Consider the following 14,525-nt stretch of genomic DNA (forward strand, 5'->3'; position numbering starts at 1 on the left):
GCTACATGTTTCGATATGATCGTCTGGTTTTCCGTGATAAGTAGTGCAGCCTATGGCCTTCGATTCCTCGTACCTTCAGCAAGACGAAGCGTCCCGTCTTAAAACCATTCTCGAAGGCACTGGTGCCGGCACCTGGGAGTGGAACGTTCAGACAGGCGAGACCATCTTTAACGGACGCTGGGCCGAAATCATCGGTTACTCGCTGGAAGAGCTGCAACCCACCTCCATCGAAACCTGGATGGCCTTCGCTCACCCTGACGATCTGGCAGTTTCCGATCAGCGGCTGAACGCCCATTTCCGCGGCGACACCGAATACTATGAGTGCGAAGCCCGAATGCGGCATCGTGACGGCCACTGGGTCTGGGTCCGCGACTATGGGCGCCTGGTCAGCCGCACGCCGGAAGGGGAGCCGGAGTGGATTTCAGGAACCCACATAGAGATCTCCAGCAGCAAACATTACGAGCAGAAGCTTGAGCTGATCAAAGCCGAGCAACAGCAAACGATCGAGCACTTTGAAAAAATGTCGTCGTTGCTGCCAGGTGTGATTTTCCAGTTCGAGGTAAGGCCAGACGGAACCATGAGCTTTCCATACGCCAGTGCCGGAATCGAGCGGGTATACGGCGTGACACCCGAGCAGGCGAAAGCGGATGGGTCCATCGTTTTCAACGCCATCCATCCCGAGGATCGAAAGTACGTAAACCAGACGATCAACCTATCCCGGGAAAGCGGCGAAAACTGGATTTGCGAATACCGTGTGGTCAACGAAGGGGTTACCAACTGGGTTCTGGGCCGTTCGAAACCCGAGTTCAAACCCGACGGTACCGTGCTCTGGCACGGCGCCATCCTGGATATCACTTCCCAGAAAGCCCTTGAGGAACAACTGAGACAGAGTTCAACCACCGATGATCTGACCGGAACAGCCAACCGCCGCCGCTTTACCGAAGTCCTCGGATGGGAATTTCAGCGCTTGAAAAGAAACGGCGCGGGCTACGCCGTGGTATTGATCGATTTCGACTGGTTCAAGAAGGTCAATGACCGCTACGGACATCATGTCGGCGATCTGGTCCTCAAAGAAACCGCCAACCGCATCAAGAATGAACTGCGTTCCGGCGACACCCTGGGGCGCATCGGGGGTGAGGAATTTGCCGTTCTCATGCCCCAAAGCGATGAAGCGAGCGCCCGGCAGCTGGCTGAACGCCTTCGCCAGTCTGTCGAGGAACTGGAATTTGTTGGCTTTACGGAACTCCGAGGAACCATCACCTGCGGCGTGGCCATCTCCGATAAAGCTGACGAGAAACCCAGCCAGATCCTCGTGCGGGCTGACCAGGCAATGTACCGGGGCAAGGCGCAAGGACGCAATCAGGTGGTCGTATTTGATCAGACCCTGTCGGATCCCGGCTAAATCCCTGCTTCCCCGCGATCATGCTGGTGTTGCTGGAGCCACAGGCGGGCGTAATGGCCCTTTTTTGCCAGAAGTTCCTGATGATGTCCGCTTTCCACGATTTTCCCACCATCCATCACCAGAATGCTGTCCGCGTCCATAACCGTGGACAGCCTGTGAGCGATCACCAGGGTTGTTCTTCTCTGGCTGACTTCCTTGAGCGCCCCGAGAATCGCTTGCTCCGACAGTGAATCCAGGGAGGACGTGGCCTCATCCAGAATCAACAACGGCGGGTTCTTCAGAATCACCCTGGCAATGGCCACCCGCTGTTTTTCACCCCCGGAGAGCTTCAGGCCACGCTCGCCCACCTTGGTTTCATAGCCCTCCGGCAGGCTGTGGATAAAGTCTTCCAGGTGAGCCATGCGGGCCGCCCGATAGACCTCCTCCTCGGTGGCTTCCGGCCGGCCATAGGCCAAGTTCCGGTACAGGGTATCGTTGAACAGCACCGTATCCTGGGGCACCACACCAATCGCCGACCGCAGGCTGTCCTGAGTTACCGTCCGGATATCCTGGCCATCGATACGGATAGCGCCCTGATCAACTTCATAAAAGCGGAACAGCAGGCGGGCGAGGGTGGACTTGCCGGCGCCACTGGCCCCCACCACCGCCACCGTGTGTCCCGCCGGGATGGAAAAGCTCACATCCCGCAGGATCGGCCGGTCCGGGCGGTAGGCAAAGTGGATATGATCGAACTGCACTTCGCCTTTATCCACAGCCAGTTTCGTTGCGTCCGGGGCATCCTCAATGGCCGGCTTATCCCCCAGCAGCTTGAACAGACGCTCGACGTTCACCAGGGCCTGTCGGATTTCCCGGTAGACAAAACCCAGGGCATTCAGGGGTATGAACAGCTGCAGCAGATAGGCGTTGATCATGGTGAAATCCCCGAGGGTGATCTCGCCGCTGGCCACCTCCCGCACCGCCATAGCCATGATGACGATCATGGCCAGACCAATAATCAGCGCCTGGCCGGAGTTCAGGGCGGCCAGTGACAGCCGGTTCTTCAATCGGGCCTGTTCCCAGTCGTCCAGGTCCCGGTCATAAACTTCGGCCTCATAGCGCTCGTTGTTGAAATATTTCACCGTCTCGTAGTTCAGCAGGCTGTCTATGGCCCGCGAGTTGGACTGGTTATCCCGGGCATTGGCTTCGCGCACGAATTTGGTCCGCCATTCGGTGATCTTGATGGAGAAAACCACATACACCACGACAGCCACCAGGATCGCCAGCACATAGCTGACGTTAAACACGACGAACAGGATGCCGGCCACCAGCAGGATCTCCAGCAGGGTGGGCACGATGTTGAACAGGGTAAAACGGAGCAGGAAGCTGATGCCGTTGGTGCCCCGCTCGATATCACGGGCCAGGCCGCCGGTCTTCCGGTCCAGGTGAAAGGCCAGTTCCCGCTGGTGCAGGTGTTCGAACACCCGCAGGGACACCCGGCGCATGGCCCGTTCAGCCACCCGGGCAAACACCGCGTCCCGGAGCTCGTTGAACAGGGTTGCACCAAAGCGCAGTGAACCGTAGGCGACAACCAGGATCACCGGAATCCACAGGAGCATATCGGCGCCCCGGTTCTGGTCCAGGTAGTCGACGATGTATTTCAGGGCGATGGGTGTGGCAACGGTGGCCAGTTTGGCCAGCACCAGCAGAGCCAGGGACAGGATCACCCGACCGCGGAATTCGGCCAGGAAGGGCCAGAGGCCTGAAATGATTTTCCAGTCCGGTTTATGATCTGCCGGGTAGTCGTTGTCGGCGTAGGCTCTCAATTCATGTTCCTTTCGCTTCAGAGTAATCGAGCGCGCAGGTGGAGCAGCTTGCCAGGACACGCTGTGAATACGTCCCTGTACGCTCGGCGAAAGCCATCCCTGGCTTTCGACGGTCCTGGCAAGCTGCTCCACCCGCACGCTCTTGCGTAGCTGTATGATAGGTCTTATATGGTGTACAAACCGTATTGTTGACGGAGTCTACAGCACCCCGTATCCAGGAGGCACATCATCAACACCCGTCACCGAAAAGCCCTGAAACTGGTCATCGACTTTATCAGCCCCTATCGCCGAGCTGTCGCCGGTGCCTTGGTGGCGCTGGTTTTCACGGCCGGTATCACGCTGGGGTTAGGGCAGGGTTTACGTATCCTGGTGGATCAGGGATTAGCCACCGAGTCGCCGGAGAATCTGGCCAGGGCGATCGGGCTGTTCTTCGTACTGGTGCTTGGCCTGGCATTCGGGTCATTCGCCCGGTTCTACCTTGTGTCCTGGATCGGTGAACGGGTGGTGGCGGATATTCGCAAGAAAGTGTTCAACCACCTGATTGATCTTCACCCGGGCTTTTTCGAACAGAATCTGGCCCTGGAGATCCAGTCGCGGTTTACGGCTGACACCACGGTTCTCCAGTCGGTGATTGGCTCCACGGTGTCCATCGCCCTCCGGAACGCCCTGATGTTGATCGGTGGCTTGCTGCTGCTCTTCATTACTAACGCCAAGCTGGCCAGCATTATTCTGTTGGGCTTCCCCCTGGTCATCGCGCCCATCCTGTTTTTTGGCCGGAGGGTTCGTGCGCTGTCCCGGCTCAGTCAGGATAGGGTGGCTGATGTCGGCAGCTATGTGGGCGAGAGCCTTACCCAGATCAAGACGGTTCAGGCCTTTAATCACCAACCCCATGATCGCAGGTACTTCTCCGAAGTTTCTGAACGGGCTTTTGATATTGCCCGTCAGCGCATCCGTCAGCGTGCCTGGTTGACCACACTGGCCATTTCCCTGGTCATGGGTGCTGTTGGCATCGTTATCTGGATTGGGGGCCTGGATGTAATTAATGGCCGTATCAGTCCTGGCGAGCTGGCCGCCTTCGTGTTTTACAGCCTGCTGGTGGGTGTAGCCGCAGGTGCCATCAGTGAGGTGATCGGCGAGCTGCAGAGGGCCGCCGGTTCAGCAGCACGGCTATTCGAGTTATTACAGACCGAGCCGGCGTTTGAACGCACAGAAGCAACCGGAGGCCTTCCGGAACCGGTGAAAGGTGAAATCCGCATCGACCACTTGAGCTTCAACTATCCGGGACGCACCGAAAAGCCGGCGCTGTCCGATTTCTCTCTAACGGTCAGGGCTGGTGAGACCCTGGCCCTGGTGGGCCCGTCCGGGGCTGGTAAATCCACCCTGTTTGATCTGCTTCTGCACTTCTATCAACCGACGGAAGGCAAGGTGCTCATCGACGGTACGGACACTGCGAGCCTGTCTCTTGAGGCCCTGCGCCGGTGTTTTTCCCTGGTGCCCCAAAACCCCGCCCTGTTCCATGGCACCGTGGCCGATAACATCCGCTACGCGAGACCCGATGCCAGCCAGCAGGACGTCGAGCGGGCCGCGACGATCGCCCATGCCCATGATTTCATCCAGAGCCTGCCAAAAGGCTATGAAACGCCGCTTGGAGATGCCGGCCTCGGTCTTTCAGGTGGCCAGAAGCAGCGCCTTGCCATTGCCCGGGCCCTGCTGGCGGATGCACCAATCCTGCTTCTGGATGAAGCCACCAGTGCCCTGGATGCGGAAAGCGAAAACCTGATCCAGCAGGCCATGCCGGCTCTTACCGCAGGGCGAACCACTCTGGTGATTGCCCATCGTCTGGCAACCGTGCGTGATGCTGACCGCATTGCTGTACTGGACGAGGGACGCCTGCTGGCGGTAGGCAGCCACGACGAACTGATTCGCCACAATGCCCTGTATCAGCGGCTGGCAAAACTGCAATTCCGGGACGATGCCGCCTGAGGAATGCAATAGTCGGTTTGTTTCCTGTCACCGTACTACTTACACTGTTAGATGAAACTTTCGAACCTGAACCCAGGGAGAATGGCAAAGTGAGCAATAAAGAATTGCAGGCACTCAAAGAACGCTACGTTGCGGCGGGCGCGGCAAGTCCCAATGAACAGTTTGCCGACCATGCAACGAATGCGGAATTGTGGGATGCAGACGGCAAACGCATGATCGATTTTGCCGGCGGCATTGGTGTATTGAACATTGGCCATCGCCACCCGAAGGTGGTGGAAGCGGTCAAGGCGCAGCTGGACAAGCTGATGCATACCTGCCAGACGGTCATGCCCTATGAGGGCTATGTGAAGCTGGCTGAAAAACTCAGCGGCGTGGTACCGGTACGCGGCCATGCCAAGGTGATGTTGGCCAACTCCGGTGCCGAAGCCCTGGAAAACGCCATGAAGATTGCCCGTGCGGCAACTGGCAAGACCAACGTAATCTGCTTTGACGGCGGTTATCACGGCCGTACCTTCTACACCATGGCGATGAACGGCAAGGCGGCCCCTTATCAGACAGACTTCGGTCCCATGCCCGGTACCGTCTACCGTGCCCCCTATCCCGTGCCTTATCACGGGGTCAGCGAAGAGGAAGCGTTGCGTGGCCTGAAGATGGCCATGAAGGCGGATTCCCCGGCCCACAACACGGCTGCGATCGTCATCGAGCCGGTTTTGGGTGAGGGCGGTTTCTACGCGGCACCGACCAGTTTCCTCAAGGAAATCCGCAAGATCTGCGATGAAAACGACATCCTGATGGTTGTGGATGAAGTCCAGAGTGGCTTTGGCCGGACCGGCAAGATGTTTGCCATCGAGCACAGTGGTGTTGAACCGGATCTGATGACCATGGCCAAGAGTATGGCCGATGGCATGCCGATATCCGCGATCGTCGGCACCGACAAGTACATGGATGCCTCTGGCCCGAACTCGCTGGGCGGTACCTATACGGGTAGCCCGACAGCCTGTGCCGCTGCACTGGCCGTGTTTGATGTGTTCAAGGAAGAGGATATCCTCGGCAAATCCCAGGCGCTGGGCGAGAAGCTCAAGCAGCGCTTCAGCCAGTGGCAGGAACAGTTTGCCCATGTCGACAATGTCCGAAATCTTGGACCCATGGCAGCGTTCGAACTGGTGGAAAGCAAAGAAAGCCGGACACCGAAGCCGGAACTGGCGGCGGCGGTAACCAAAAAAGCGAAGGAGAAGGGACTGATTCTTCTGAGCTGTGGCATGTACGGCAACACATTGCGCTTCCTGATGCCGGTCACCATCGAAGACGATGTGCTGGAAGAAGGTCTGGCAATTGTGGAAGAGAGCCTCAAGGAAGTTGGTGCCTGATCGGCACTGAGCTTCGTGAGGAGTCAGAGAAGCCGGGCACGAGCCCGGCTTTTTTATGTCCGGGGCTGTTCGGGGTAACCCTGATCACTGGCGTTCAGACCACCGAATGTGACCTCTCACTATACCCTTCCTACCACTACGCCCCTTTTAATCCTTATGAGGATGTTTTGGCCAATTGTTGATCACTGCATGTTGTCTGTTAGCAGGTGAGAAACGTCGACTGACGCTCTCGTGCCTGTTCGATGCACCAAAACAAAGACAATACAGGAGCATGCAATGATTCAATTACCTCGGTTTATCGTCGGCGCCGCTCTTGGCGCGATCATGACCACCCTGCCGATGAAACAGGCCCAGGCAGGGGTGTTTGTCCATCTTTTCGAATGGAAGTGGAGTGATGTTGCCCAGGAGTGTGAGAATTTCCTGGGGCCAAAGGGATTCAGCGCGGTGCAGGTATCGCCCCCTCAGGAACATATCCAGGGTGGCGCCTGGTGGACCCGGTATCAGCCTGTCAGTTATCAGTTAAATAGCCGCAGTGGCGATTCCAGCGCTTTTTCGGATATGGTCCAGCGCTGCAACGCCGCCGGGGTTGACGTCTACGCTGATGCGGTCATCAATCATATGGCCAATGGGTCCGGGACCGGGACGGCTGGATCCTACTACGATTCCGGTTCGTTCAGTTTTCCGGTCTACAGTGGTAACGATTTCCATACGCCCTGTGGTATCAATCCCGAGGATTATGGAACCGACGCCTGGCGGGTTCGGAATTGCCAGTTGGTGGGCCTCCCAGACCTGGATACCAATGCGGCCTACGTTCAGAACACCATAGCCGGTTATCTGAATCACCTGACCTCTCTCGGTGTGAAAGGCATCCGGATTGATGCAGCGAAGCATATGGCGCCCGGGGACATCAGCGGGATCCTTTCGAGAGTGAACGAGCCGTTATATGTGTTCCAGGAAGTGATTGACCTTGGCGGGGAAGCGGTGAGTGCTGGGGAATACACCGGCACTTCCGATGTCACCGAGTTCCGGTACAGCTCTTCTATTGGCAATGTGTTTAAAAATCAGAAACTTGCCTACCTGAACAGTTTTGGAGAGAGCTGGGGCTTTCTGGCCGGAGGTAACGCCGTCGTGTTTACCGACAATCATGACAACCAGCGCGGCCATGGTGCCGGTGGCAGTAATGTGGTGACCTACAAAGACGGCAGTCTGTATAACCTCGCCAATGTGTTCATGCTGGCGTGGCCTTACGGCTACCCGAAGGTGATGTCCAGCTATGGGTTTTCCAATGGTGATCAGGGCCCGCCTGCCCAGTCGGTTTATCAGAATGGCAGCGCTGAATGTGGCGGCGCCTGGATATGTGAGCACCGCTGGGATTCCATTGCCAATATGGTGGCGTTTCGTAACATGACTGATGGAACTGGCGTCTCGGGATGGTGGGACAACGGCAACAATCAGATAGCCTTCAACCGTGGCGATAAAGGCTTTGTGGCGATTAACCGGGAAGGGGCCAACCTGGCCCGCACGTTCAGCACTTTCCTGCCCGATGGCAACTATCGGAACGTCGCGGGTGATGGCAGGTGTGTCACTGTCCAGGGTGGGCAGGTTACGCTGGATATTCCGGCAATGCAGGCTGCAGCCCTGCATGTTGGCGCGGATTGCAACGGGGATAGTGGAGACAACAACTCAGGCAACGACAACGCCGGGGATACTGACAAGGTATCGGTTACCTTTCAGTGCGCCAACGGGATAACCAATTGGGGACAGAGCGTCTATATCACTGGGAATAACAGTGACTTAGGTAACTGGTCGCCGGCCAGTGCCCGGAAACTCGATGCCTCCAACTATCCCACCTGGGCCGGCACCTTTGACATACCCGCCGACAGCAGCGTCGAATGGAAGTGTATCAAGCGCAGTGAATCCGATCCTTCGGCGCAACTGGAATGGCAATCCGGAGCAAACAACAGTCTGCAAACCGGCGGTTCTGGGTCGTCCATGACCGCCCAGGGAGGCTTCTGACAGCGGTTACGTCCGAGCTCGGATTCGTCGTATACTGCCGGGAGTTTTCCGGCAGTGCCGTTCGGCCTGCTACAGTTTCACCAACCAGGCTAGAACATGACGTCTCCGAGCTCCGTGAACAGACCGGACCACAAACCAAGACCCTGGGTCGATTTGCTGGTCAGCATTATCATTCCCTCCGTGATCCTGATGAAGTTCAGTAGCGAGGAGCACCTGGGCAACGTCAACGCGCTGCTCATAGGCCTCGCATTCCCTCTGGGCTGGGGCCTGTTTGAACTGATCAAATACCGGAAGAAAAACTTTATTGCAGTACTCGGTCTGGTCAGCGTAGGCTTGACCGGTGGCATTGGTCTGCTGGAACTGGATGCCGGCTGGCTGGCCATCAAGGAGGCCGCGATTCCCGCAATCATCGGCTTGGCGGTACTGGCCTCCACTAGAACCAAGTATCCGCTGGTACGCACGCTATTGTATAACCCCAGTGTTCTGGATGTGGATAAGATCCACAAGACGCTTGAGGAACACGACCGGGTGGAGGAGTTCGAAGCACGTCTTCTGAAGGCCAGCTACTTCTTCGCCGGCACCTTCCTGTTCTCATCGATCATGAACTATGTGCTGGCCAAATGGATTGTTGTCAGCCCATCCGGCACCCAGGCGTTCAATGAGGAGCTCGGCCGGATGACCCTGGTGAGCTATCCCATGATCGCGATTCCTTCGATGATCATGATGATGCTGATTTTCTATTACCTTTGGCGAACCATTCGCCGTCTGACCGGGTACAGCCTGGAAGAGGTGATGGCGCCGCATCTGGCTGAAAAAGAGAAACAAAGGAACAAATCTTCGGAATCCACCACCGGGAAGTAACGGTTTCTCAGATATTCCGATAAGACCAACCACAAAAAAGCGGCGGAGGTTTGGAAGCCTCCGCCGCTTTTTTTATGACAACCTGGACCAGTGATCAGACGTCCAGGTTGGTCACCTCCAGAGCATTGGTCTGGATAAAGTCACGACGAGGCTCTACGTCGTCGCCCATCAGCGTCGTGAAGATCTGGTCTGCCGCGATGGCGTCCTCGATCGTCACTTTCATCATCCGACGGGTCTCCGGATCCATGGTGGTTTCCCACAGCTGTTCCGGGTTCATCTCGCCCAGCCCTTTGTAGCGCTGGATGTTCAGGCCACGCTGGGCCTCTTTCATCAGCCAGTCCAGGGCGCCTTCAAAGGACAGAACCGGCTGCTTGCGCTCACCACGCTGGATAAAGGCGCCTTCTTCAATCAGACCATCCAGAGTCTCACCCATCCGGGCTATGGCCGCGTACGAGGACGATTCAAAGAACTCATGGCTGAACACGTGCTCGTAAGGAATGCCATGAACATAGATCGTGACTTTCGGGAGGAAAAGACCCCGTTCAGTATCCTTGGTCACCGAGAAGGTGTACTTGGTCCCGGTCCGGGTATCCAGGTCCAGGCCATCACCCAGGCGCGCGACCCAACGAGCCACTTCTGCTTCTTCTTTCAGGTGCTCGGGCTTGAGCGTAACGTTCTGCAGCATCTGCTCCAGCACCTTGGCTGGGTAGGCCCGTGACAGGCGGCCAATCATGTTCATGACGGCCTGGTAGTCCTTGACCATGGTTTCCAGCGCAGAATCCTTGATGGCCGGAGCCGCGGGGTTCACAAAGAGCTGGGCGCCTTCCAGTGCCGTCTGGGTAAGGTAGGCTTCCTTGGCTTTTTCATCCTTCAGGTATTGCTCCTGCTTGCCACGCTTGACCTTGTACAGCGGTGGCATCGCGATAAAGACGTGGCCGCGCTCAATGATCTCGCGCATCTGACGGAACAAGAAGGTCAGCAGCAGGGTCCGGATGTGGGACCCGTCCACGTCAGCATCTGTCATGACAATAATGGAGTGGTAACGCAGCTTGTCGGGATTGAACTCTTCCCGACCAATGCCGCAGCCCAGCGCCGTAATCAGGGTGCCCACTTCCGCAGAGGAGAGCATCTTGTCGAAGCGCGCTTTTTCCACGTTCAGGATCTTACCCTTCAACGGCAGGATGGCCTGGGTTTTACGATCGCGGCCCTGTTTGGCGCTACCGCCGGCCGAGTCACCCTCCACAATGTAAAGTTCGGAAAGGGCGGGGTCTTTCTCCTGGCAGTCAGCCAGTTTTCCGGGCAGGCCGGCAATGTCCAGGGCGCCTTTTCGGCGGGTCATGTCCCGGGCTTTCCGGGCGGCTTCACGGGCCCGTGCAGCCTCGATCATCTTGTTAACGATCAGCTTGGCTTCGTTCGGCTGCTCCTGCAGGTATTCCGCAAAACTCTGGTACAGCTCCTGCTCGACCGCGGTTTTCACCTCGGAAGACACCAGCTTGTCCTTGGTCTGGGAGGAGAACTTCGGATCCGGAACCTTGACGCTGATGATCGCGGTCAGGCCTTCACGGGCATCGTCGCCTGATGTGGCAACTTTTGCTTTCTTGCCCAGACCTTCCTGCTCAATGTAGTTGTTGAGAGAACGGGTCAGGGCGGCGCGGAAACCGGCCAGGTGGGTACCACCATCCCGCTGAGGAATGTTGTTGGTGAAGCAGTAGATATTCTCTTGGAAGGCATCATTCCACTGCATGGACACTTCCACGGCAATCCCGTCTTCGCGTTCGCGGTTGAAGTGGAACACCCGGTTGATCGGTGTCTTGTTGGCGTTCAAATGCTCAACAAAGGCTCGCAGGCCACCTTCGTATTCAAAGACTTCTTCCTTGCCAGAGCGTTCGTCGGTCAGACGGATTCGCACGCCACTGTTCAGAAATGCCAGCTCGCGAAGGCGCTTGGCAAGGATGTCGTAATGGAATTCGATGTGGGTAAAAGTTTCCGGCGACGGGATGAAATGCACCTTGGTGCCAGAGGCATCGGTTTCACCAACCGCCGCAAGAGGCGCGTTGGGAACACCGTGAGTGTAAGTCTGCTCGTAGACCTTGTTGTCGCGACGGATGGTCAGGGTAAGGGTGGAGGACAGTGCGTTCACTACAGAAACCCCGACGCCGTGCAGACCACCGGACACTTTGTAGGAGTTATCGTCGAATTTACCACCGGCGTGCAGCACGGTCATGATAACTTCTGCGGCGGAAACGCCTTCCTCTTCATGCAGATCGACCGGAATTCCACGGCCGTTATCCTTGACCGTCACCGACTCGTCCGGGTGAATAATCACACCAATCTCCGAGCAGTAGCCCGCGAGCGCTTCATCGATGGAGTTATCCACCAACTCAAAGACCATGTGGTGCAGGCCGGTACCATCATCGGTATCCCCGATGTACATGCCTGGCCGCTTTCGCACCGCATCCAGTCCTTTCAAGACTTTGATACTGGAGGAATTGTAGTTCGATTCACTCATTCGGAAACTCCTGAAGCGTGATAGGCCGGGGCTTTCTGGTTCCTCGCACCGGTCTTATTCTTCCGTCAATTTGCCATGTTCCACGTGGAACAATCTGTAATCCGGTGCCTTACCGTCGGGCCAGAGCTGCTCCACCAGGGGACGCTCGATAGACGTAATAAACACCTGACAACGTAATGCCTGCAACCTGCTGGCGAGCATGGCCCTATGCCCCTCATCCAGTTCGGCGTTGATGTCGTCCAACAAAAACGTCACCTGCTTGCCCATGTCACTCAACACCATGCCTTGGGCAATCTTCATCAAAATCACCAGGGTTTTCTGCTGGCCCCGGGAGAAGGTTTCGGCAACAGGCCTTCCCTGAAACTTCAACCGGATATCCGCACGGTTGGGACCATACAGGGTGTGTCCAACCTTTCGCTCCTGCTCCCGGTGGTCTCCAAGCAATTCCACCAGTGGACGAGTGACGTCCCAGCCCGGGTAGTATTCAAGCTTGAGCCCTTCGGTCCAGGGGACTTCTACTTCCCCAACCAGCTTTTCAAAAGCCGCCTTGAACCGGTCAAAGGTGCCGGAACGAGCCTCGGTAATACGTTCACTCAGGGTAGCGTACTGATGGTCCCAGACCCGCATTAAAGCTTCGTCTAGTCTACCATTTCTCAGCGTTTGATTCCGCTGTGATGTAACTCTCTGGCATTGCTGCCACACAGATCCGAACGAAGGTTCCACGTGGAACACTAACCAATCCAGAAACTGCCGGCGCTTTCCCGGCCCGCCCGCAACCACATCAAACACACCAGGGTCTATGACCGATACCGGGAGATGTTTTGCAAGACCGGACAAGCTGCGAACCGCTTCGCCATCCACCCGCAACACCGTTTCCTTCTGCCCCACATCCCGGGCTATTCCAAGCCGATGCACAAGTTCACAGTCATTACCCTGGCTATTTCCCTCGAGACCATGATCCAGACCGCCGAACACCGTGAGTCGTTGTTGGCCATGACTGACCACCGCTTGGTGTCGATTCACTCGAAAGGAGCGTCCCAATCCCAGGTAACCAATTGCTTCCAAAACGCTGGTTTTACCGCTGCCGTTTTCTCCATAAAGCAGATTGAAGGAAGGCGAAAAACTGACGGGCGCAGACGACAGATTGCGAAAATTTTCAGTCTGGAATTTTACAAGCGCCATAGAAAAGCAAACTCGAAGGGGAGGGGAAGGAACCGGAACACTCGTAGAACGAAAAAGGCAGCGTTACCTCCCTTCAGTAACGCTGCCCTAGTGTACAAAAGCCACTCGCTCAAGGCGACAGCCTTAGTGGAGCATATTCAACCGTTCGTCCATAAACACGTCCATTTCCGGAGCCAGGATGTGAACGTAGCGATCGAAATACAGGAACTGTTTCAACAGCAAGGCAAACTCCCTGGGGAAATGGAGACCATGGCTTTCACCGATCTTAACCATGTCCATGAGAATGTGATTAACGTCATCCTCCGCCTGGTCCGCCTCATAGGGCACTTCGTCCGGCACCATCTTGTCCATCTGCTGATACAGTCTTCTAAGATCCCCCGCGAGGTCTTCAACCCGAACCGTCTGGCGCGTAATGCCGATACGGATCATGGCATCAGCCATCCCCTCAAAGTTGCCGACCATGACCGCCGAAATAAAATCACTGACCGCCTGCCAGGTGTCCGGCTTGATCCGACCGACAATCCCGAAATCAATAAAACCGACCCGGCCATCCTTCAGAACCATCAGGTTACCGGCGTGGACATCCGCGTGGAAAAATTCGCACTGAGTCAGGCTGGCAAACCAGGTGTTCATGGCGGTGATCAACGTGCGTTCCGGATCGCGGGCATAGCCGCGAATACTTTCCAGATCCGTCAGGGAAACACCGTGGAAGCGTTCCATGGTCAAAATCCGGCGAGTGCTGCAGTGCTCAAACACCCTTGGCACCGCCGCATCTTCGTTATGAGTGTCGTGCAGGAAATCCCGGAACACCTTCAGGTTGTTGGCTTCCTTGATGAAGTCACACTCTTCCATCATCGTCCGCTGGATTTCCTCCACAATACCGGACATGGAAGTCCAGGACAGTTTCGGCGCCAAGGTTTCAAGAATGCGGGCAGACAGATACAGAAAGTTCAGATCCGTCAGCAAAATGTTCTCCACCCCCGGCTTCTGGACCTTGATCACCACTTCTTCACCGGTCACCAATCGGGCGGCGTGAACCTGGGCAATCGAGGCCGACGCCAGCGCCACCGGATCAATTTCCGCATAGACTTCATCCAGCGGTCGACCCAGTTCCTCCCGGATGATCTTCTTGATCACACCAAAGGGCAGGTTAGGGGTCTTATCGAGACAGTACTGGAATTCCTCCACATACTCCTTGGGGAAAAACGTGGGAGAGCTGGCAATAAACTGACCCAGCTTAATGTAGGTCGCACCGAGTGATTCAAACGTCTGCCTTAACAGCCTGGGCGTAGGAGGCCGATCCCCCCGCAGCCAATTGATCCCGGTGCGCCCGAGTACCGACACAGTCTGGCCAATCCGGAAGGCGCCTTTGATTCCATTCGTTACGGTACCCATCAATCGAT

Annotated in this window: 9 protein-coding genes; 5 read left to right on the forward strand and 4 right to left on the reverse strand. The window is 56.5% G+C overall.

Annotated features, from left to right (window positions below):
* Window positions 1-52: 52 nt before the first annotated feature.
* Complete coding sequence (locus tag ABNF92_RS10825) at window positions 53-1,402, forward strand: sensor domain-containing diguanylate cyclase (protein WP_222465744.1); 1,350 nt, start codon at window positions 53-55, stop codon at window positions 1,400-1,402.
* Here the strand turns inward: ABNF92_RS10825 and ABNF92_RS10830 are convergent.
* Entirely contained in the window at window positions 1,399-3,204 is a 1,806-nt protein-coding gene (locus ABNF92_RS10830) for an ABC transporter ATP-binding protein/permease (RefSeq protein WP_349342134.1), read from the reverse strand. The two genes, ABNF92_RS10825 and ABNF92_RS10830, sit on opposite strands and share 4 nt — an antisense overlap.
* Window positions 3,205-3,456: 252 nt before the next feature.
* Here ABNF92_RS10830 and ABNF92_RS10835 point away from each other — a divergent pair, with 252 nt between their 5' ends.
* The 4 genes from ABNF92_RS10835 to ABNF92_RS10850 all read left to right on the forward strand — a co-directional run bounded on the left by ABNF92_RS10835 (window position 3,457) and on the right by ABNF92_RS10850 (window position 9,431).
* Window positions 3,457-5,187: an ABC transporter transmembrane domain-containing protein gene (locus ABNF92_RS10835; RefSeq protein ID WP_349344080.1), complete on the forward strand. Its 1,731-nt coding sequence runs from the start codon at window positions 3,457-3,459 to the stop codon at window positions 5,185-5,187.
* An 89-nt stretch (window positions 5,188-5,276) separates the two neighbouring features.
* Window positions 5,277-6,554, forward strand: a complete 1,278-nt coding sequence (gabT, locus tag ABNF92_RS10840) for a 4-aminobutyrate--2-oxoglutarate transaminase (RefSeq protein ID WP_349342135.1) — start codon at window positions 5,277-5,279, stop codon at window positions 6,552-6,554.
* A 276-nt stretch (window positions 6,555-6,830) separates the two neighbouring features.
* Window positions 6,831-8,570 (forward strand): carbohydrate-binding module family 20 domain-containing protein, encoded by a 1,740-nt coding sequence (locus ABNF92_RS10845; protein ID WP_349342136.1) that lies wholly within the window; start codon window positions 6,831-6,833, stop codon window positions 8,568-8,570.
* A 96-nt stretch (window positions 8,571-8,666) separates the two neighbouring features.
* Window positions 8,667-9,431, forward strand: coding sequence for a VC0807 family protein (locus ABNF92_RS10850; RefSeq protein ID WP_349342137.1), 765 nt, complete (start codon window positions 8,667-8,669; stop codon window positions 9,429-9,431).
* A 94-nt stretch (window positions 9,432-9,525) separates the two neighbouring features.
* Here the strand turns inward: ABNF92_RS10850 and gyrB are convergent, their stop codons facing one another.
* From gyrB to ABNF92_RS10865, 3 genes are all read right to left on the reverse strand, one after another.
* Window positions 9,526-11,940, reverse strand: coding sequence for a DNA topoisomerase (ATP-hydrolyzing) subunit B (gene gyrB, locus ABNF92_RS10855; protein WP_349342138.1), 2,415 nt, complete (start codon window positions 11,938-11,940; stop codon window positions 9,526-9,528).
* 54 nt (window positions 11,941-11,994) lie between these two features.
* On the reverse strand, window positions 11,995-13,122 hold the full coding sequence (gene recF / locus ABNF92_RS10860; RefSeq protein WP_349342139.1) for a DNA replication/repair protein RecF: 1,128 nt from the start codon (window positions 13,120-13,122) through the stop codon (window positions 11,995-11,997).
* Between the two features lie 123 nt (window positions 13,123-13,245).
* On the reverse strand, window positions 13,246-14,517 hold the full coding sequence (locus ABNF92_RS10865) for an AarF/ABC1/UbiB kinase family protein (RefSeq protein WP_069182411.1): 1,272 nt from the start codon (window positions 14,515-14,517) through the stop codon (window positions 13,246-13,248).
* Window positions 14,518-14,525: the final 8 nt, after the last annotated feature.

It is taken from the genome of Marinobacter sp. MMG032, assembly GCF_040112695.1.
GTDB classification, from domain to species: Bacteria; Pseudomonadota; Gammaproteobacteria; order Pseudomonadales; family Oleiphilaceae; genus Marinobacter; species Marinobacter salsuginis.

Coding starts and splice junctions, on each gene's coding strand:
- ABNF92_RS10825 (WP_222465744.1), top strand. CDS start 53: ATGGCCTTCGATTCCTCGTACCTTCAGCAAGACGAAGCGTCCCGTCTT.
- ABNF92_RS10850 (WP_349342137.1), top strand. CDS start 8,667: ATGACGTCTCCGAGCTCCGTGAACAGACCGGACCACAAACCAAGACCC.
- ABNF92_RS10845 (WP_349342136.1), top strand. CDS start 6,831: ATGATTCAATTACCTCGGTTTATCGTCGGCGCCGCTCTTGGCGCGATC.
- ABNF92_RS10865 (WP_069182411.1), bottom strand. CDS start 14,517: ATGGGTACCGTAACGAATGGAATCAAAGGCGCCTTCCGGATTGGCCAG.
- gyrB (WP_349342138.1), bottom strand. CDS start 11,940: ATGAGTGAATCGAACTACAATTCCTCCAGTATCAAAGTCTTGAAAGGA.
- recF (WP_349342139.1), bottom strand. CDS start 13,122: ATGGCGCTTGTAAAATTCCAGACTGAAAATTTTCGCAATCTGTCGTCT.